We start from the raw sequence: 19,600 nt of genomic DNA on the forward strand, positions 1-19,600 counted from the left end.
CAGGGTGACGGTCTGGCTGCATGTTTCGCATTGGCAGCGTGTTTCGCAAAATCTGTCTCACAATGCGACGCTTTCTGCGCCCGGCTTAAGCTTCGGAACGACTCCGGAACGAATCGCGCCCGAATCGGTGACTCCATTCCAGACCTGAAACGTTCACCGCAACATCTCGGGCAGGCTGATGGCGGCGGCACTAGATCAAGTTTGAGAGGGCTCCACAAGCACGGGATATGCGGACTGAATTCCTTAAATTCCAGAGGCGGCCGAGTCGAATCAGAAGCGGACAAGAGTCAACTGGATTCCGGTGACGTTCGTTGCATTCCTTGAACCGGTCACCTTCCCTGACCCGTCATCCCCGCGCAAAGGCTTCGCCTTTGTCGCTGGAGGAGCGCAAAGCGCGTCTCGAAGGAGCACGGCCCCGCTGGTGGCCGTCGATCCTTCGAGACGCGCGCAAGAGCGCGCTCCTCAGGATGACGGTCAAGCACTTCCGCTGCTCACCCCTACTGCGTCTTCGCCACGCGCGGCGGCGCGGCTGTGGTGACGAACGAGGTGGCTTCCAGCATGGCCTGGCCGAGCGGGGTCGGGATCGTCATGCGGAACGGCACCAGAAGGCGGGTGCCCGCGATCGGCACGAAGGCGATCTCGATGTTGCGCTGGGCGGCGAGATATTTGATGACAGGGCGATCCGGGATGTAGCCCGAAACAGGCACGAAATAGAGCGCGCAGACCAGCGCCGGGCCGTGATAGCCGCGCTCGGCTTTCACGATCTCGACCCGCTTGAAATCGAGCTTGAGGTCGTAGCGCATGCGGCCGTCGAACACGCCGGCGCCGGTGCGGCAGACATCCGGGCTCATCAATTCGGCATTGCCGGGCGCGCGCAGGAACGAGCCGGTCATCGGATCGAACACGTTCTTCTTCTGCGCATCGGTCACCGGAAGCCGGTCGGCATCGACTGGCGGCTCCGGCTCGATCGTGGATTCCTTGATGCCGCCATTGGCGAGCACCATCCGGATCGTCTCCGACTTCTTCGAGGTGGTGGTGGTCGCGGTGTAGGACGAGGCTGTCAGCGCGCCGTTGACGACGCGGCCCTGCGAGGCGCCCGAGCCGCTGCCGCCGGAAAACGCCTTCAGGATGCCCGCGGTGCCGCCCTGGGCCGAGGCCGAGAAGCTGTCGTCGCCGATTTCGATGGTCCAGCTGCCCTTGCCGACCGGGATACCGGCCAGCGTCGCCTCATACTGGGCGTCGAGCCGCCCCTGCGCGCTCGCGCGCTCGGCGCAAAACAGCAAGAGGGCACCGGCGCACAGACCGACGAGCCGGCCGAGCGGGGGCAAAAGGGCAATGGCGGTGGTCACTTAACCTACCTGACGGTCCTGCTATCGGCGCTCTTTCGTCATCCATCTGGACGTTCAATTCGGCCGGACAACGCGCGCATCTGTTATGGAACCAAGACTTGCAGCCGAATACGCCCTTTATATGGTTGCCATATCCGCTGTTAAGTGGCTGGTAGCGCTTATGAACCGCCATTTCCCGCGACGTCCATGCGGCGATATAATCTTGACGCTCGGGTATTCTCCCCCTATACACCCGCGGTTCCTGGAAAATGGACGCGAATTCAAAACCCCCGCGCGGGCCGCGTGATTGCACGCGCCGCCAGAGGCGGGGATGCAATAAGGATTTTGGTAATGTCCCGGCGCTGCGAACTGACGGCCAAGGGCCCCCAGACGGGCCACAAGGTGAGCCACTCCAACATCAAGACCAAGCGGCGCTTCCTGCCGAACCTGGCCAACGTGACCTTCATCTCGGACGCGCTCGGCCGCAACGTGCGCCTGCGCGTCTCGACCAATGCGCTGAAGAGCGTCGACCACAATGGCGGGCTCGACGCCTATCTGCTCAAGGCCAAGGCCGACGTGCTGTCGCCCCGCGCGCTGGACCTCAAGCGCGCGATCGAGAAGAAGGTCGGCAAGCCGGTTTTTGTGAAGAAGGCGAGCTGAGCTAGACCGAACGCGGAATACGCGGAGAGAGTTTTGAACGGCCGGGTCGGATGACCCGGCCGTTTTTGTTTTGCGACAATTCGACCATCGGAGAAGTAAGCGAACCCTATGCCGCAGACAAACCACCCGCTATGATCGCAGGAACGAGAACACTCAACTGCGATAACGAAGGGGTGGCTGTTGGCAGTCAATGTCGAAGAGCTGAGGGGGATCGCGGCCCAGCGCGAGCGTTACCTAGGTCAACTCAATCGCCTAAAGAAACTCAACAAACAGACATCCTGCGTGGAGGCTGCGGTTTCCAGCCCTGCGAGACTTTGCGTGCGGGCACGAGTTCGTTCGTCATCTACGGCGAGCCACAAAGCGGCAAGACGGAAATGATGATCTGCCTTACCGCAAAATTACTCGACGATGGAAACCGAGTTATCATTCACTTATTGAATGACAGCGTTCAACTGCTCCAACAGAATCTTGATAGATTTCAGCGATCAAATCTGTCGCCAGCCGCACGTAACTTCTCTGACGTCATTGATCCCGAGTACTCTTTCGCGACGGGATTCCATGTCATCTTCTGCAAGAAGAATGCTAGCGATCTCGCAAAGCTGAATCAAAAGCTAGAACGCGTGCGCGAGAAGGTCGTAATCGACGACGAAGCCGACTTCGCGACACCGAACGCGCTGATCAACAAGGGCGACGTAACGCGGATCCTGGGATTGCTCTCGATATTATAGCAGCCGAGACGAAGCCCATCCGCATTCTTGACCCGATGATGGGCTCCGGTACGGTTCTGGCCGTTGCCCGCGCTAAGGGGCATACCGCATTGGGCGTAGATATTGACCCCTTGGCCGTCTTGCTTACTCGCGTTTGGACTAGCGAGATCGACGTGAATAAAGTCGAGCGCAAGGCCTCTGAGATTCTGGTGCGCGCTCGGAGCGACTTTGGCTGCCGACGTACCGCCGACGCGTACCCGCGCCATGCTGACGACGAGACACGAAAGTTCATTCGATACTGGTTCGATCCGTATGCGCGTCGTCAGTTGGCGGCTCTAGCGGAAGCTATTCATAGGGTCCAAGACAGCCATACGAGAGAGGCGCTTTGGTGCGCTTTCTCGCGTCTTATCATCACGAAACAAGCCGGCGCGTCTCTTGCGATGGACCTTTCGCACAGCCGCCCGCACAAGGTTTTCGAAACCGCTCCGGTGAAGCCGTTTGGGAAGTTTCTTACGGCAACAGGTCACGTTCTCAAGAATTGCATTCGACAAGATCAAGCTCACAACAGTCCCGCGACACACGCCGCACTTGGCGACGCACGATCATTGGCGATCGCCAGCGGAGCCATCGATCTTGTGCTGACCTCTCCACCCTACCTGAACGCAATTGACTACATGCGCTGTAGCAAGTTTTCGCTAGTTTGGATGGGCTACAATATTAAGGAGCTCACGGACATCCGAGCGGAGAGTGTTGGGAATGAGACGAGCGACAAAGATGCTCACAAGGATGACGTCATTAAGAATATCATGTCGGATCTCAAATTGAGCCCTCGTTTGTCCCCGAGACATGAGGCCGTACTTGCTCATTATATCGAGGACATGCGCCAAGCTGTTGCAGAGGCGGCACGCGTTCTCAAGCCAGGTGGCAGAGCCATTTATGTAGTGGGAGAAAATACGGTTCGCGGGACGTTCATTCCAAACGCAAAGATTGTATCTGCGGTCGCGGAAAGAGCAGGTCTAAAAAATGAAACAAAACGCGTTAGGCTCCTGCCAGCCAACCGTCGCTACCTGCCTCCTCCATCCGTTGGGAACGGCCGAGAGTCGCTCGATGGGCGCATGCGGCGGGAGGTAATCTTGTCATTTTCTAAACCTGGCTAGGAAAATCCGCACTGGCGGAGCCTAAGCGTCTGCCCCAACGCGTGCGTCGTCATACTTTGGCACCGGCGAATTCGCCGACGTCGCGGCAGCTGCCGATCACGCACTCCTAATCGTGACACGTCGCGAGGGCAGGACGGATCGCGCCGCCACCCACCTCACTTCGGCGACCGCAGTCCCGGCGACATCACCCACGCGTTGATGCGCGAGGCGGTTTCGGCCTGACGGGCCATGCGGATCAGGCGGTCGCGTGCGACGCCGGGCGGCATGACGCGGGCCTGGTCGCGCAGGCGGATCGATTCATCCGCAAGGTGTTGCTCCGGGGATCTGCGCGGGTTGGGAAGGCTGTTCTGCATCACGCTGCTCCATTGCATCCGAAGGCGGGAGCGCAACTGGCGTTCTCGGTCACCGGCAGTGCCGGACATTCGCGCGGTGATGAGCCGAGACTACGCCTGCGGGGCGCGGCTTGACGGTGCAGTAGTGAACACAGCGAAGGAAATCGACTGCGACCTTTTGAAGGGAGTTGGAGCCACGCGGGCTAGGCCCCGGGAGCTGGCGCCCCCGGGGGGAGTGCACGGCCCTGGCTTTGGGGGCAGGAAATTGCAAGGCCGTGCAGGCCGGTAACCAGCCCGCAGCATCAAGTCGGAACCGCAGCGCAAGTTCCACGGCCTCGGCGGCCGTGCGGAAAAAACGAATTTCGCCAGCAAGTTCAAGGCGACACACCCCGTCCAGTCCGCGCGAAGAAAATATTCCTCTTCCCCGAGACCCCAACTCAGCATTACAAGACCGCGTCCCGCCTCCTCTGAGAGGGGCGTATCGCGATCGTCACGGACGTTGGGTGCGGGATGCGGTGGACGCGAGAAGCGCGCGAGACGAGCGCGCCTCATCGCGGACGGCGAAATCGTGCAGGCCTGACGCCCTAGCGGCAGGTGTCTCTTCACAAGACGCAAACGCGTCCAGTGAAGACGGTGACAAACAAGCCCAGTCTCGCCGGGGAGAGCACGTATAAGCCGTAAACCAACCGCGCGGGGAACGCCGGGATCGCCCGGCCGTACCTGTGGTCCTACCTCCCGAGCTTTTTGTTGCTCGGGACCTATGGGTGCGTGCTGGCACCCGGCGTTCCCCGCGCCCTCTGCTCATCAGCGAGGGTCAAGCTACAGCGCAGCTCGGGCCGATCGTGCCGCGAGATCGCGAGCGCATACCCTCTCCTGCTGTCTGACAGGTGAATCGATCCGACCACGACGTGCATGCGCCGCGCCGGAGAGGATTCTTCTTTGCGTGATGATGCGCGGAGTAAAACAATCCATCGCGTCGCGTGAGGAGAGATGGATTGCTTTCCGCCTTCGCTAAAGCGACGGCGCGACACGCCTCGCAATGACGACGGCGCGAGGTTTATGGCAAGTCAACTGACAGCTGCTGCCAATGACAGCGGTGTCATCGCTTCCATCACGCGCACATCACACGAATCTCTATGTGATGCGTCGAAAGCGCGTGAAAAAAGCCTTAACGCACACGCCATGCACAGCGAAGAAAGCCTCTAAATCACGGCAAAAAGAGCCTGTCGCGGCGACGTTAATCACAAACTCACGCGCATCATCACGAGCGCATGAGGCGCATGCAAAACGCCACGATCTCTTCCAACTCATGGTGTGCAAACAAGCCGTCCGACACGAATGCGATTCGACGTGGCGACCGCCGCGCGGCTCGAACACCGTGAAGGACATCACGGCCGGCACAACTGATTGTGAGGCATGTGCGCCGCACTCTTGGGAAGAAGCCTGGCCGTTCTTACATCACGTCCAAAGAACGACCCCAATAAAGGAATTGGTCAATGCAAGTTCGCGCAGCCGATCCGCGCGGAAGACTGGTGCCTGCGCTCGCAACCGCCGCCGTGGCGGTGCTGGCCACGGCAGTCCTCGTCATCCTCGAATTCAACCCGCCCCGCGATGTGCAGGCCGCGGCCGAGCCCGGCATGATCACCTCCGCCGCCGCCAGTAGAGCCGGCGCCACGGTGCTGCCGACCGATCCGGTCACGACCGGCAGCGTGCGCTACCGCTGAGGTTATTAGGAGGTCTCTCCCTCGCCCCGCTCTTGCGGGGTCGAGACGAGCGAAGCTCGCTCTTAGAGGGTTGCGGTGAGGGGCTCTCTCCGCCAGCAAGACTCGCGGACGTACCTGTACCCCTCACCCGGATCGCATTGCGCTACGCTCCATGCGATCCGACCTCTCCCCGCAAGCGGGGCGAGGTAAGAAACGCCCCGCACGCGGGGAGATTTTGATAATCATTCCACATCGCGGCAGGCCACCGCACACTCACTGATTTCGCCAGCCTCGCTATTGGACCCCCGCCGCATTTTCGCATCCCTGCCCCGGCGTCTCGTCGCAAGCCTGCCTCCCTCGACCTCACGTAAGCTCTCCCTCGCGAACAATAAGAACGCCACAGGGAGGCTCACGATGATCTGGAAGGCCATCACGGCAGCACTCGCGCTTGCGCTCGCGACACAGGCGCACGCCGCCGAGAAGAAATATGGCGCTGGGACCAGCGACACCGAGATCAAGCTCGGACAGACCTCGCCATTCTCCGGCGCGGCGTCGGCCTACAGCGTGATCGCGAAGACGCAGGCCGCCTATTTCAAAATGATCAACGACCAGGGCGGCGTGAACGGGCGCAAGATCAATCTGATCACGCTCGACGACGGCTACTCGCCGCCGAAGACGGTGGAGCAGACCCGCAAGCTGGTCGAGCAGGAGGAGGTCGCCGCGATCCTCAATCCGCTGGGTACGCCGACCGGCCTTGCGGTGCGCAAATATCTCAACGACAAGAAAGTGCCGCAGCTGTTCGTCGGCGCCGGCGCCACGCTGTGGGGCGACTATCAGCATTATCCGTGGTCGATCGGCTTTCAGCCGTCGTACCAGGCCGAGACCGCCGTCTATGCGAAATATGTGCTGACACAAAAGCCGGACGCCAGGATCGCGCTGTTCTACCAGAACGACGACGCCGGCAAGGATTACGGCAACGGCTTCAAGAAGGGGTTGGGACCGGAGAACACCGCCAGGATGGTGGTGGCGGAGACCACCTACGAATCCACCGATCCGACCGTCGACAGCCAGATCGTGAAGCTGAAAGCCTCCGGCGCCAACGTGCTGTTCATGCACGCGATCCCCAAGCAGGCCGCGCAGGCGATCAAGAAGATCGGCGAGATCGGCTGGAAGCCGGACCTGTTCTTCCTCGCCGCGACCTCGACCTCGGTGTCCTCGGTGCTGAAGCCCGCCGGCTTCGAATACGCCAAGGACATCATCTCGTCCTACTCGCTGAAGGATCCGAACGATCCGCAGTGGAAGGACGATAAGGACGTGATCGCCTGGCAGGCCTTCATGAAGAACTATTTCCCGGACGGCAATCTGCAGGACCAGCTGATCGTCTACGGCTATGTGGTGGCGGAGGCGACGGTGCAGGTGCTCAAGCAATGCGGCGACGACCTCACCCACGAGAACATCATGAAGCAGGCCGCCAACCTCGACATCGCGCTGCCGATGTTCCTGCCCGGCATCAAGGTGAAGACCTCGCCGACCGACTACTTCCCGGTCGAGGCGATGCGGCTGCAGAAGTTCAGCGGCGAAACCTGGCAGCTGTTCGGCGACACCATCGGGAATGATTGAGGTGAGGTTGTTGAACGCGAACTATCCACACCAAGATTGTCGTCCCTGCGAAAGCAGGGACCCCTAACCACGAATGTCCGTGTGGCATGACGCTGGGACCGCAGCCGACTACAACGGCAGGCTGCGGTGGTTGATGGTGTGGACGGCCCCCTACGGCATCAGTGTGCCAGAATGAGGTTGTTGTAAATCTCAGACAAGGAGACCGTCCGTGAGAGAGATTATCCGTATTGGGATGGATACGTCGAAGCATATTTTTGTGCTGCATGGAGTTGACGCGGCGGAACAGCCGGTGTTGCGCAAGAAGCTGTCGCGCAAGCAGGTGCTTGAGTTTTTTGCCAAGCTTCCGCCGACGGTGATCGGGATGGAGGCCTGCGGGGCGTCGCAATATTGGGCGCGCGAGCTTTCCAGGCTGGGCCATGAGGTGAAGCTGATGGCGCCGCAATTGGTTAAACCCTACGTGATGCGGAACAAGAATGACGGGCGTGATGCAGAAGGCCTGTGTGAGGCGATGAGCCGGCCGAGCATGCGCTTTGTGCCGGTGAAGACGGCCGAGCAGCAGGCTGCGCTGATGCTGATGGGGGTCCGCGACGGACTGATCGCCCCGGCGCACCCAATTGACCAACACGATCCGCGGCCATGCGGCGGAGTATGGCCTGATCGCGCCCAAGGGACTGGAGGCGATCGAACCACTGCTGGCGCGGATCGCGCAGGACGAGACGCTTCCCGCTCTGGCGCGCGAGCTGTTTGTCGTGCTGGGTCGGGAGTGCGTCAGGCTCGAGGGCGAGTTGGAGGTGGTTGAGGCCAGGCTGATGGCCTGGCACCGCGGCGATGCCACGGGCCGGCGCCTGGCTCAGATCCCCTCGGTCGGTCCGATCATTGCAACGATGCTGGTGATGAAGACACCTGATCCGGGCGCGTTCCGCTCCGGTCGTCACTTTGCGGCTTGGCTGGGATTGACACCCAAGGACCATTCCACCGCAGGCAAGACCAGGCTCGGCAAGATTACCCGGGCGGGCGATGAGGACCTGCGCCGTCTGCTGGTCGTCGGGGCCACGGCGGTGATCCAGCAGGCCAGGCGGGGGCGCGGTCATCACTCGCGGCTGGCTGCTGGCGCTGATCAAGCGTAAGCCGCCGAAGCTTGCGGCCGTAGCGCTCGCCAACAAGGTGGCGCGCATCGTCTGGAAGCTGATGGTGACGGGTGAGAGTTATGACGCCGCACGGCTGAATGCCGCGACGACGGGTACCGCTTAACAGATTGGCCGGCTGGCGGGCTCGCTCGTCAGCCGACCCGGAGCTGCAAGAGCAGATGGAGCGATCGATCGAGCAACGATGCGAGACAATCCGTGGGACCCATCGGCCGTCAACAGGTCGCGTGGTTGTTTGGAACTCGCATCGCGCAAACCATCTTGGCCAGCGATCCATTCGATCGCACTCAACAGGCCGGACATATGGATGCAAGCGATCCGATCAATCCCAGAAAGCTCTTGTGCCACGGGGGCCGTCCACATATGGGTCCCGGCTCGCGCTTCGCTTGGCCGGGACGACGAGGAGGTTAGACTCCCTTCGCCAACAACGGCCGGAACGACGGGAGGCTACACCCCCTTCTCCAACAGCACCCGAAAATCCGCCCGCGCCCGCTGCGCCTCGGCCCGCGCCGCCTCCGACGCATCGCCGAGACCGAAGTAACCGTGAATGAGGCCTTCGCCGGTATGATACGTCACGGGCACGCCGGCCGCCTGCAACGCCTTGGCGTAGGCATGGCCCTCGTCGCGCAGCGGGTCGAACCAGGCGGTGGTGACGACCGCCGGCGCGACACCGGCGAGAGACTTCGCGCGCAGCGGCGAGACCCGCCAGTCGGCGCTCTGCGCGGGATCTGCGAGGTAATGCCCCGCGAACCACTGCATCGTCGCACGGGTCAGGAAATAGCCCTCGGCATTCTCATCGCGCGACGGAAATCTCGCGTTCTCGCCCGCATCGGCAAAATTGCCTGCTACGTCGGTGACGGGATAGACCAGCAATTGCCCGGCGAGCCTGATGCCGGCGTCGCGGCAGGCGAGCGCCGTGGCGGCGGCGAGATTGCCGCCCGCGGAATCGCCGGCGACGCCGACGCGGGAGAAATCGCCGCCGAATTCAGCGAGGCGCGCGATCACGTCGCGGACAGCAGTGAACGCATCCTCGAAGGCGCCGGGAAAGCGCGTCTCCGGCGGGCGGCGGTAATCGACCGAGATCACCACAGCGCTGGTCTCGATCACGAGGTTGCGCGCCTGGCGGTCGTGGGTCTCGAGATCGCCGGCAACCCAGCCGCCGCCGTGGAAAAAGATCACGGTCGGCGCCGTGCCACGGCCGTTGCGATAGAGCCGCGCCCCGAGCTTGCCGGCAGCGCCCTGCACCTGAATGTCGCGCGCCACATCGACCGGCGGCGGCGGCACCGCGGCCCGCGCATCGGCCAGCGCGCGGAGCGAATCGCGGCAGCTCTGCGGCGTCATGGTTGCGGGATCGCGCAGCGGCAGCAGCGGGATGATTGTCTCAATGACGGGGTCGAGCGGAAGCGGCATGGGAATCCTTTAGGTCAGTTCAGATGCTTGGAGAGCGCGCCGGCCTCGATCGCCGCGATTTGCAGCGCGATGAAGCGGCTGTAGATGCGGGCCTGCGAGAACGCGCCGCCGGTGAACCAGAGGCCGGGCTGGCCCGTGCGCGTCCACATGTTGCGCAGCTCCTGCGTCGCCTCGTCGAAGCCCCAGACGCGGCCGACGCGCGCTGCGACGTCGTCGCCGAACAGCCTGCCCACCAGATGGTCGGGGCCCTTGTAGCCGGTGGCGAGCACAAATAGCTCGGCGTTCAGCGTCGTGCCGTCTTTCAGCGCGAGGCCATCGGCGGTAAAGCCGGTGATGTCGGCGGCCTGGATCAGGCGGATCTTGCCGTCGGCGATCAATTCGGAGCAGCCGACATTGAAGTAATAGCCGCCGCCGCGGGAGCGGAATTTCAGCGGCCAGCCGGTGCCGTCCTCGCCGAATTCGAGCCGGAAGCCGGCGCGCTCCAGCCGCGACAGCAAGGGGGCATCGAGCCGCTTCACCTCGTCGGTGATGATCCGGTGCGCGATCTTCATCACAGGCAGCGGCACGCCCGAATTGAGGATGTCGCGCACCTCGATCGGCGGACCGTCGCCGAGATAGGTCTTGTCGTAGAGCTGCGCGGGCTCGACATTGACCACCATGGTCGGGCTGCGCTGCACCATGGTGACGTCGGCGCCGGCGGCATGCAGCTCCTGGCAGATGTCATGCGCGCTGGTGCCGGTGCCGAACACGACCACCGAGCGCCCTGCCCATTCGCGTCCCGCCGCGAACGCGCTGGAATGCAGCACCTTGCCGCCGAACTGCGCGATGCCCGGGATCGTGGGGATGTTCGGCGTGCCGCTGACGCTGGTCGCGAGCACGACGTGCTTCGGATGCAGCGTACGCGGACCATCAGGCCGTTGCAGCGTCGCCGTCCAGCGCTGCGCGGTCTCGTCATAGCGCGCGCCTTCGAACGAGGTTTCGGTCCAGAAGTCGAGCTCCATGATGTCGACATAGCTCTCCAGCCAATTCGCGATCTTGTCCTTCGGGATGTAGTCCGGAAAGGTCGGCGGGAACGGCAGGTAGCGGAACAGATTGACCGGCGTCTTGTTGTGCAGCTTGAGGCCGCGATAGCGCAGCCGCCAATTGTCGCCGATGCGCTGCTGGCGATCGACGATCAGGGCATGGAGCCCAATCCGCTTGCACTCGACGGCGGCCGCGATGCCGGCATGGCCGCCGCCGACAACAAGCACGTCGGGCTCGCGGTCGGCATAGGCGCGCGAGGTCTGCCGCTGCTCCAGCCAGTCGGGCGCGGCGAAATCGCGCGCGTGTAATTGCTCGGCGGCGTGCGTAGCGCGCGCGTCGCAGATGCGGTCGAAGTCAGGCATCGTGGAGAACGTCCACGCCGCGGAATTTGCACCCCTCTCATGCAACAGGCGGACCGCGCCGGTGCCGGGGCCATTCGACGTGTCGAAGGTGAAGACCGCCTCGATCACCTCGCGTCCGGCCATCACGGCGCGCCGCGGTATCAAGGCACGGTCATCGAGACGAAAGCCGCGCGCGTTCACTGCGCCTGCGCGCGCGAGCAGCTCGGCAACCACGCGCTGCCGCCCGCTGAACGTCGCAAAATGCCAGGAAATGCCGAGGATGTTGCGCCAGTGGCTCTCGGGCGCAAACAGCGCGGAGAGAGCATCAGCGGAGCGGCTGGCGAGCGCCGCATCCAGCGTGGCGATCCAGCGCTCGGCCAGGAGTTCAGGCGTGTCCTCGGTAGCCGGGTTCAGTTGGTCCAGCATGATCGTGCTTTCTCGGGAGCAGTTGCCGTCTATCTGACAACATGCTCCCGAAAAGCACAACCATCATGCGACGTGTTGCTGCAGCGACGCCGGCTCGGCCTCACCCTCCTCGCCGGCAGGCTCGGCCTGCGCCGCAGGTGCCGCAGCGAGTTCATTGACAAGCGCAGTAGCACCGACATAGTCGGTCTTGCCGGTGCCGAGCAACGGCACCTTGTCGACGACGCGGATGTCGGCGGGCACCGCGAGCTCGGACGCGCCGACGCTCTTGGCCTGGCGCTGCATCGCGGCGCGGTCGGCATCCTTCTGCGTCGTGAGCAGCACGATGCGTTCGCCCTTGCGCGCGTCGGGGATCGAGACCGCAACCGACATCGCCTGCGGCCACAGCGCCGATGCCATGGTCTCCACCGCCGACAGCGAGACCATCTCGCCCGCGATCTTGGCAAAACGCTTGGCGCGGCCCTTGATCGCGATGAAGCCCTGCGCATCGACGGTGACGATGTCGCCGGTGTCGTGCCAGCCTTCCGGCAGCGGCTCGAGCACGCCGGGATTTTCGGCGCGGAGGTAGCCTATCATCACGTTCGGACCCTTCACCGACAGCCGTCCGCCTTCCTCGATGCCGGGGACCGGATCGAGGCGGTATTGCATCAGCGGCGAAATGCGGCCGACGGTGCCCTGGCGGTTTGCCATCGGCGTGTTCATTGCCAGCACCGGCGCGGTCTCAGTGACGCCATAGCCTTCGAGGATGCGGATGCCGTAGCGTTCCATGTAGATCTGCCGCGTGCGCTCCTTCACCGCTTCCGCGCCGGCAATGACCAGCCTAAGCGTGCGGAAATCATAGGCATGCGCCGAGCGGGCGTAGCCGGTGAGGAAGGTGTCGGTGCCGAACAGGATAGTGGCACCGGTCTGGTAGATCAGCTCGGGCACGATCCGGTAGTGCAGCGGCGACGGATACATGAAGATCGGAATGCCGCCGAGCAGCGGCATCATCATGCCGCCGGTCAGACCAAACGAATGGAACACCGGCAGGACGTTGAACACCTTGTCGTTGGCATTGGCATCGACCCGCGCCAGCGCCTGCGCCGCATTGGCGAGGATGTTGCGGTGGGACAGCACGACACCCTTCGGCGTGCCTTCCGAACCCGAGGTGAACAGGATGACCGCGGGATCGTTGGCCTGGCGGGCGACGCGCGGCGCGATGCCGGCGCGGAAGCCTGCGATCTTGTCGGCGAGGCCGATGTCGGCCCTGACGTCCTCGAGATAGACGACGCGCGCCTGGCCGGCCATCGCCGTGATCAGCTTGTCGAGCTTGCCCTTCTCGATGAATGCCTGCGAGGTCAGCACGGTCTTCACCTGCGCCGCCTTCATCGCGGCCAGCACGTTGACTGGACCGGCCGAGAAGTTGAGCATCGCCGGCACGCGGCCGATGGTCTGCAGCGCCATGAAGACCACAGCGACGCCGGCCGAGTTCGGCAACAGCACGCCGACATTTTCGCCGACGGCAGTGCCCTGCTCGAGCTTGCGGCTCAACACCTGCGCGCCGAGGATCAGCTTGCGATAGGTCAGCTTGGTGCCGAGCGCGTCCTCAATGATCGGCTTGCCGGTGTCGCGGTCGCGATAGGCGTGGCCGAGGCCCTCGAAGAGCGTCTGGTCGAGCATCGCGTTCTGGACCATGGCGTCGATCATGACGTCCTGCAGCGCGGCCCCGGCGGCATTGCGGCGCGCCTTGCCCTTCAGCGACTGGTCGATCGGCAGCTTCACCGGCGGCAGGATCGAGATCGTCACCTTGGGGAACCAGGAGCGCTTGATCTCGCCATTCTTGAGATAGCTGAGATGCGAACGCTGCGCGCCCTCGATCCGAACCGGGACGACGACCGCATCGGCCTTGTCGGCGATCATCGCGGTGCCGTCATAGACTTTCATCAGCGAACCGGAGACCGTGATGCGCCCTTCCGGGAAGATCACGACCGGCTCGCCGGCGGCGACCAGCTTGATCAGGTCGCGCGCGGCCAGCGGCTTGGATGGGTCCATCGTGTAGTGCTTGATCATCTTCAGGAACGGCTTGGCCCACCACGCCTTGGCGATGCCGGTGTCGACCGCGAAGCTCGCGTCGATCGGCAGCATGGCGTGCAGCAGCGGACCGTCGACCAGGCTGACATGGTTGGGCGCGATCAGCATCCGCGTGCCGGCCGGAGGCAGATTCTCCATGCCGCGCACCTCGAGGCGGAACAGCGCCCGGAACAGCAGCGCGCCGAAATCGCGCACGCCTTCCTTGCCCCACTTGTTCAGCACGAACCAGACGGTGCCGAAGCTCGCGATCGCAAGGCCGAAGAAGATCCAGGCGATCGGCAGGCCGGCAGCTTGCAGCGCGCCGACGAACACCGCGCCGGCAACCATGAAGCCTGCCTGCAGGATATTGCCGGCAGCGATGATGCGGGCGCGCTCGGACGGCGCGGTCCAGGCCTGCACGGCCGCAAACGACGGCACCACGAAAAGGCCGCCGCCGAACGCGAACAGGAAGAAATCAGCCAGCATGCGGAAGCCGCCGAACGAGGCCGCGAACGCCGCCGCGGTGACCTCCTTGCCGAGCGAGGTGGTGGCGATCGCCCAAGCGAGGTCGAGGCCGATCACGCCCATCACGATGGCGCCGATCGGCACCAGTGCGAGATTCGGGCGGACGTGGCTCAGCTGCGCGGCGAACAGCGAGCCGGCGGCAATACCGATCGCGAACACGGCGAGGCACAGCGTGACCACACCCTCGGTGCCGCCGACGCCTTCCTTGATCAGCGCAGGCAGCAGCGACAGCACGATCGCACCGACCATCCAGAACCAGGACACGATCACCATGCCGTCCCACAGCCGCTGCTCGGCATAGAGCGACTTCAACAGACGCACCGTCGAGGTCCAGGGGTTCTTGGTGATCGGCAGATCGGGCGCGGAGGGCTGCGTCACCGGAATGCGCGACGCAAATCCCCAGGACAGCACCGACAGACCCACGACGGCCGCGCAGATCCAGCCCATGTGGCTGGCGCCGGCGACGAACATGCCGCCCGCGATGGTGCCGATCAGGATTGCCATGAAGGTCGCGCCCTCGACCAGCGCGTTGCCGGTCGCGAGCTCGGAAACCGAGAGCTGGTCGGGCAGCACAGCATATTTCACCGGGCCGAACAGCGCGGCGACGATACCGAACAGCGCCAGCGCGATGAACAGCAGCGGGATCGAATGGGTGAAGAAGCCGGCTGCGGCAAAGGCCGCGGCGAAGATCTCGAAGAACTTCAGCCGGCGCGCGACGACGGATTTGATGTAGCGGTCGGCGAGTTCGCCGCCGAGTGCCGACAGCACGAAGAACGGCGCGATGAAGACCGCACCCGCGAGCTGGACCAACGCCGGCCCCTGCTCGTTGGCGACGCCATACAGCAGCATGATGACCAGCGCGTTCTTCAGCACGTTGTCGTTCAGCGCCGAGCAGAACTGCGACCAGAACAGCGGCGCGAAGCGGCGGGACGTCATCAATTCCTTGATCATGACCAGTTCCTTGGGTTAGCGCGCGCGGCGCTGGCAGGTCTGCGAATTCGCGTGGCAGAGAATGGAGAGCATGGTGAAAATGACGAAGATGCCGCAGCCTTTAGTCTTTTCCGCAACGTATCGGTTCGAACGGGCGGGGATCGGCCGCGCCGGGCGCCGCGACAATGCCCGGCAGAAATGTACGAGACCTTATCCAGGGTTGTGGTCGATCGACATCGAAACGGGCTCGCGAGGGACATGGTGAGCGCTTTGTTGAGGCTTCGGCGACAATTGCGATGTGGGCGCGTCAGGTCAGATCACTCAGGCCGCCGAACGGCGACCATCGGCAGCTGCGCGACTTGCACCGGCCACCACGCGCCGCCGCCTTGCGCGGCGCGCGCCGATCCGCGCGCCGCTGCTCCAGCACACCTGCGACGTCGCAGGCGCGGGCGATCCGCTCGATCGGGGCAGTCGCCAGTGAGAAAATGGCGCGGCCAAAGCCCTTCACGAGCTCGATCGCGTCATCGACAAAGGTGGTGGTCAATTGAAGTGCTAGGGTCTGCATGTGAGTGGCCTCCTATGCCAACTTGAGCAACGCTCAAATTATTAATACGAAAATGAACATTGTTCAAGAAGAAACGCGACGCGACCGGAAAAAACTTCAGCGGCGAACTTTGCTGATCGAGATCGCGCGCCGGTATATTGCAACTAAAGGCTTGAGATCATTGAAGGTTCGCGATGTTGCCGAAGCCGCCGGCTGCTCCATCGGCAGCGTCTATAACGAGTTCGGCGACTTCGACGGCCTGATCCTCACCGTGAACCGGGAGACCGTTCAGGCCCTGACCACGCGGCTCAAGGCTGTCCCGGCCGACGATCCCCTGCGCCAGCTGCACGGGCTTGCTGACGCCTATCTCGGCTTCGCCACCGAGCACGCCAATCTGCTGCGCTCGCTGTTCGAGCACCGGATGGAGGATGACCGACCGTTTCCGGAAGATATCCTGGCGATGGTGATGGATGCCTTCGCGCTGATGCACGCGCCGCTGGTGCGTCTGTTGCCCGATCGCGATCCCGACGACGTCGCGCTGCTGTCGCGGATGATGTTCTCTGCGGTTCACGGCATCATCACGCTGGGCCTTGAGGAGCGCATGGTCGCGGTGCCGCCGGAGCAGCTGCGCGAGCGCCTCGCGCAGTTCGTCGACACGCATCTTGCAGGGCTCGGCGCTTCGCGCAGCGATCAGGTTTGATTGCGTGCGACGCGGCCTGAGCGGGCGAGCGTCCAGAGCGGTTCAAGAAACACTACCCCGGTGCCTCCCGCGCGGAAGATGAGCTTGAACTCGATCCGTCCGTCCGCGGTGATGGAGGCGGAATGCAGGCCCGCATTGCCGTCATATCGCAAGACGTCGTCGAGGACAGCCCCGGTGAAGCCGCCGGAAAAGCCGGGTCCAGGCGTGCGGCTGTGAGGCATGGCCGGTCCGTTCACGAGATAGCCGGTGGCAGCACCGTCACGATCGACATTGGTCACGATCATCATGAATTGGCGATGCGAGTTGATCCATCCTTCGTGGCTCACCCACACGCCGAGAAAACGGCGGACATTGTCCGGCACGTCGTTTGCGGGCGCGCGAATGCGAAAGGCTGGAAGCGGCAACTGCTTCTCCGCGGCCAGCGCGGTGATCCGCTCGACATCCTGATCTGGCACGATGCCGTGATCCTGCGGCGCAAGCCAGTTCGCCAATTCGGCCAGAGGGTGCCACATGCCGTTGGCAATCGGCGGCGCAGATGCGAGAGCCACGAAGGCGCTCACCGACAGGCCGGCGACCAGCAACCATCGGGGAAGCCCGGCCAGGCGGGCTGCAACGACACGGCGAGCAGACGTGCTGCGCGGGACACTCTTCGGTCCATGATCGTGCGATGGCGAAATCGGTGCGGCATCGAGCCGGTAGCCTCGGCGAGATAGCGTCTTGATGATGCGGTGGTCGTCATCGTGCAGCTTCAGGCGCAGCTCGCGGATGCATTGGACGAGCGAGTCGTCCGAAACGGCGACGTTGCCCCAGACCGCCTCGTGCAGGTCCTGCTTGGATACCAGCCGTCCAGCATTGCTGACGAGATGGCGGAGGACCGCGAATGATTTTGGCCGGAGATCAAGCTCGACGCCATCGACGCGGGCGACGCCGCGGGCGAGATCGAGCACAAAGGAATCAAATATCAAAACGGAATCAGTCGCCGGGTTCATAGAGGTCACTCCATGCCCACAGACGGCACCAATCAGAAGAATTTAGCAGGAAATTCGCCGTTCTGTCACTTCTTCATCAGGACTTCCCGGAAGCGCAGCCGATAGTCGTGAACCGGCCCGGCATCATTTCCGGGCACGCGGGAGGTTGACCATGTCGAGGATGCCGTTTGCCGGGTTGGTCGGGGCCGTTCTGGCGCTTTCGGCGGTGCAATCGGGACATGCCCGGGCGCAGGACGCCGTAAGGGTCGGGCTGGTGATGCCATTGACCGGCGTTCTGGGGCCGGTCGGCAAGCAGGCGGTCGCCGGGGCACGGCTCTACATGGCGCAGCACGGCGATATGGTCGCCGGTCGCAAGATCGAATTGATCGTCCGGGACGACGCCAGCGTGCCCGACAATGCCAAGCGCATCGCTCAGGAGCTGATCGTCAACGACAAGGTCGCGATCCTCGGCGGCGGACTGACGCCGAGCGTGCTGGCGCTCGCGCCGCTGGTCAATGAGAGCAAGACGGCGACCGTCGTCATGGTGTCGGGCACATCGATCGTGACCGAACGATCGCTCTATTTCGTCCGCACCAGCTGGACGCACGCGCAGCAGGCCAGCGTGCTGGCGGATTGGGCGGCCAGGAACGGATCGAGGCGGGCCACCATCATCGCGTCCGACTGGGCACCCGGGCATGAAGCCGCCGGCGTATTTTCGGCAAGCTTCACCGCGGCGGGCGGATCGATCGTCGAAGCGCTGAAAGTGCCGCTGGCCAATCCCGATTTTGCGCCGTTCCTGCAGCGCGCGCGGGACGGCAATCCCGATACCCTGTTCATTTTCGTGCCGGCAAGCCAGGCCGCCATCCTGGCCAAGCAATTTGTCGAGCGCGGGCTGGACAAGAGCGGGATCAAGCTGATCGGCCCCGGCGACATCGCTGACGACGAGGACCTGCCGGGAATGAGCGATGCCATGATCGGCATGATCACGGCCGGATTCTACTCTGCCGCTCATCCATCCGACCTGAACCGCGCCTATGTCGCAGCGTTCCGCAAGGCCAATGCCAACGTCCGTCCGAACTTTATCAGCGTCAGCGCCTATGACGGTATGCATCTGATCTACGAGGCGCTGAAGGCGACCGGCGGCAAAACCAATGGCGACGCACTGATCGAAGCCATGAAGGGCATGGCTTGGGAAAGCCCGCGCGGTCCGATGTCGATCGACCCGAAGACGCGCGATGTCGTCCACGACATCTACATTCGCAAGGTCGAGAGGGTCGGCGGCGAGCTCTACAGCGTCGAGCACGAGACCTTCAAGGCGATCAAGGACCCCGCCAAGGTCGCGAACAAGTAAGCCAGGCGGCGAAGCCGGTCGGGCCTGGCGCCGCTCCGACGCGTCAGACCCGGGTGCGGGCGATCGTGCCGGCGACGATCTGCATGGCGACGCCGAGCACCCAGCCCGCCATGATCACCGCGGTCCAGGCGATATCCGGCTCGCTGCGCAGCACGACGACGCCGACCGAGAAGAACGCGACCATGGTCGCGAGGAAGGTGCCGATCGCGCTGAGCAGCTCCGCCGCGTCGATCTTGCGCGTCGAGCTCCCGTCCTTCGGATGAAACAGCTTTGGCGGCGTGTCGATGCCGAGATAGAAGCCGATCGCGCCGCCCAGCATCATGATCAACAGGAACGCCTGCGACGTCAGCGCCGAGACGCTCGAGCCGACATGGATGGCGACGAACAGACCGCTGGCTGCTCCCGCCAAGGCGAGGCCGAAGCGCTCCAGGATATGGGCAAATTTTCTGACGCGGCGACGCATTGCTTTGCCTCATCAATGAATTGCACCACTGGTCAGGCTAGGCCTTTTCGTTACGCCGCGAAAGCCGTCTCGCCTCAAATGGCCGCGACCTCGGGGCGCTTTTGTGCGCCAGTTCACACCTATCGCGGCGCCGAGTGATTAAAGATCGATCCAAGGTAGCAATCGATCCGGCCCCTGCTACGCTGCGCCATCCGCTTCATCCACTTCAGCGAGCGTCTTTC

15 protein-coding genes and 2 pseudogenes are annotated in these 19,600 nt (G+C 63.5%); 8 read left to right on the forward strand and 9 right to left on the reverse strand.

The window, feature by feature from the left end; all coding sequences use genetic code 11:
• Window positions 1-497 precede the first annotated feature (497 nt).
• Window positions 498-1,328 carry a DUF3108 domain-containing protein gene (locus ACVWW1_RS28295; protein ID WP_456660696.1) on the reverse strand — a complete coding sequence of 277 codons (831 nt, stop codon included), beginning with the start codon at window positions 1,326-1,328 and terminating at the stop codon, window positions 498-500.
• A 351-nt stretch (window positions 1,329-1,679) separates the two neighbouring features.
• Here ACVWW1_RS28295 and rpmB point away from each other — a divergent pair, with 351 nt between their 5' ends.
• The 3 genes from rpmB to ACVWW1_RS28310 all read left to right on the forward strand — a co-directional run bounded on the left by rpmB (window position 1,680) and on the right by ACVWW1_RS28310 (window position 3,852).
• Window positions 1,680-1,988 (forward strand): 50S ribosomal protein L28, encoded by a 309-nt coding sequence (gene rpmB, locus ACVWW1_RS28300; protein ID WP_207834568.1) that lies wholly within the window; start codon window positions 1,680-1,682, stop codon window positions 1,986-1,988.
• A gap of 50 nt (window positions 1,989-2,038) precedes the next feature.
• Window positions 2,039-2,716 (forward strand): hypothetical protein, encoded by a 678-nt coding sequence (locus tag ACVWW1_RS28305; protein ID WP_456658181.1) that lies wholly within the window; start codon window positions 2,039-2,041, stop codon window positions 2,714-2,716.
• Between the two features lie 152 nt (window positions 2,717-2,868).
• The gene (locus tag ACVWW1_RS28310) at window positions 2,869-3,852 is read left to right on the forward strand and encodes a methyltransferase domain-containing protein (RefSeq protein WP_456658182.1); all 984 of its coding nucleotides are present in this window, start codon (window positions 2,869-2,871) and stop codon (window positions 3,850-3,852) included.
• A 155-nt stretch (window positions 3,853-4,007) separates the two neighbouring features.
• Here ACVWW1_RS28310 and ACVWW1_RS28315 read toward each other — a convergent pair whose 3' ends face one another.
• Window positions 4,008-4,274: a hypothetical protein gene (locus ACVWW1_RS28315; RefSeq protein WP_456658183.1), complete on the reverse strand. Its 267-nt coding sequence runs from the start codon at window positions 4,272-4,274 to the stop codon at window positions 4,008-4,010.
• Between the two features lie 1,406 nt (window positions 4,275-5,680).
• Between ACVWW1_RS28315 and ACVWW1_RS28320 the strand changes: the two genes are divergently transcribed.
• The 3 genes and pseudogenes from ACVWW1_RS28320 to ACVWW1_RS28330 all read left to right on the forward strand — a co-directional run bounded on the left by ACVWW1_RS28320 (window position 5,681) and on the right by ACVWW1_RS28330 (window position 8,758).
• A complete protein-coding gene (locus ACVWW1_RS28320; protein ID WP_176528552.1) occupies window positions 5,681-5,908 on the forward strand; it encodes a hypothetical protein in 228 nt (75 codons plus the stop codon).
• A 393-nt stretch (window positions 5,909-6,301) separates the two neighbouring features.
• The gene (locus tag ACVWW1_RS28325) at window positions 6,302-7,507 is read left to right on the forward strand and encodes an ABC transporter substrate-binding protein (protein ID WP_456658184.1); all 1,206 of its coding nucleotides are present in this window, start codon (window positions 6,302-6,304) and stop codon (window positions 7,505-7,507) included.
• A gap of 208 nt (window positions 7,508-7,715) precedes the next feature.
• A pseudogene (locus ACVWW1_RS28330) lies at window positions 7,716-8,758 on the forward strand (IS110 family RNA-guided transposase).
• A 341-nt stretch (window positions 8,759-9,099) separates the two neighbouring features.
• On the opposite strand, the gene ACVWW1_RS28335 reads toward ACVWW1_RS28330, so the two are convergent.
• The 4 genes from ACVWW1_RS28335 to ACVWW1_RS28350 form a co-directional block, all read right to left on the reverse strand.
• The gene (locus ACVWW1_RS28335) at window positions 9,100-10,062 is read right to left on the reverse strand and encodes an alpha/beta hydrolase (protein WP_456658185.1); all 963 of its coding nucleotides are present in this window, start codon (window positions 10,060-10,062) and stop codon (window positions 9,100-9,102) included.
• Between the two features lie 14 nt (window positions 10,063-10,076).
• Window positions 10,077-11,852, reverse strand: coding sequence for an NAD(P)-binding domain-containing protein (locus ACVWW1_RS28340; protein WP_456658186.1), 1,776 nt, complete (start codon window positions 11,850-11,852; stop codon window positions 10,077-10,079).
• Window positions 11,853-11,915: 63 nt separating this feature from the next.
• The gene (locus ACVWW1_RS28345) at window positions 11,916-15,374 is read right to left on the reverse strand and encodes an acyl-[ACP]--phospholipid O-acyltransferase (RefSeq protein ID WP_456658187.1); all 3,459 of its coding nucleotides are present in this window, start codon (window positions 15,372-15,374) and stop codon (window positions 11,916-11,918) included.
• Between the two features lie 286 nt (window positions 15,375-15,660).
• Window positions 15,661-15,918: a hypothetical protein gene (locus tag ACVWW1_RS28350; RefSeq protein ID WP_456658188.1), complete on the reverse strand. Its 258-nt coding sequence runs from the start codon at window positions 15,916-15,918 to the stop codon at window positions 15,661-15,663.
• 52 nt (window positions 15,919-15,970) lie between these two features.
• On the opposite strand from ACVWW1_RS28350, the gene ACVWW1_RS28355 reads away from it, so the two are divergent.
• Window positions 15,971-16,597: a TetR/AcrR family transcriptional regulator gene (locus ACVWW1_RS28355; protein WP_456660697.1), complete on the forward strand. Its 627-nt coding sequence runs from the start codon at window positions 15,971-15,973 to the stop codon at window positions 16,595-16,597.
• On the opposite strand, the gene ACVWW1_RS28360 is transcribed toward ACVWW1_RS28355, so the two are convergent.
• Both ACVWW1_RS28360 and ACVWW1_RS28365 read right to left on the reverse strand, forming a co-directional pair.
• Window positions 16,588-17,178 (reverse strand): hypothetical protein, encoded by a 591-nt coding sequence (locus tag ACVWW1_RS28360; protein WP_456660848.1) that lies wholly within the window; start codon window positions 17,176-17,178, stop codon window positions 16,588-16,590. The genes ACVWW1_RS28355 and ACVWW1_RS28360 overlap by 10 nt on opposite strands.
• 168 nt (window positions 17,179-17,346) lie before the next feature.
• Window positions 17,347-17,586, reverse strand: a pseudogene (locus ACVWW1_RS28365) (winged helix-turn-helix domain-containing protein); the annotation flags it as partial.
• A 151-nt stretch (window positions 17,587-17,737) separates the two neighbouring features.
• On the opposite strand from ACVWW1_RS28365, the gene ACVWW1_RS28370 reads away from it, so the two are divergent.
• The gene (locus ACVWW1_RS28370; RefSeq protein WP_456658189.1) at window positions 17,738-18,916 is read left to right on the forward strand and encodes an ABC transporter substrate-binding protein; all 1,179 of its coding nucleotides are present in this window, start codon (window positions 17,738-17,740) and stop codon (window positions 18,914-18,916) included.
• A gap of 43 nt (window positions 18,917-18,959) precedes the next feature.
• On the opposite strand, the gene ACVWW1_RS28375 is transcribed toward ACVWW1_RS28370, so the two are convergent.
• Window positions 18,960-19,379 carry a hypothetical protein gene (locus ACVWW1_RS28375; protein ID WP_456658190.1) on the reverse strand — a complete coding sequence of 140 codons (420 nt, stop codon included), beginning with the start codon at window positions 19,377-19,379 and terminating at the stop codon, window positions 18,960-18,962.
• Window positions 19,380-19,600 lie beyond the last annotated feature (221 nt).

Source organism: Bradyrhizobium sp. JR3.5 (assembly GCF_054057015.1).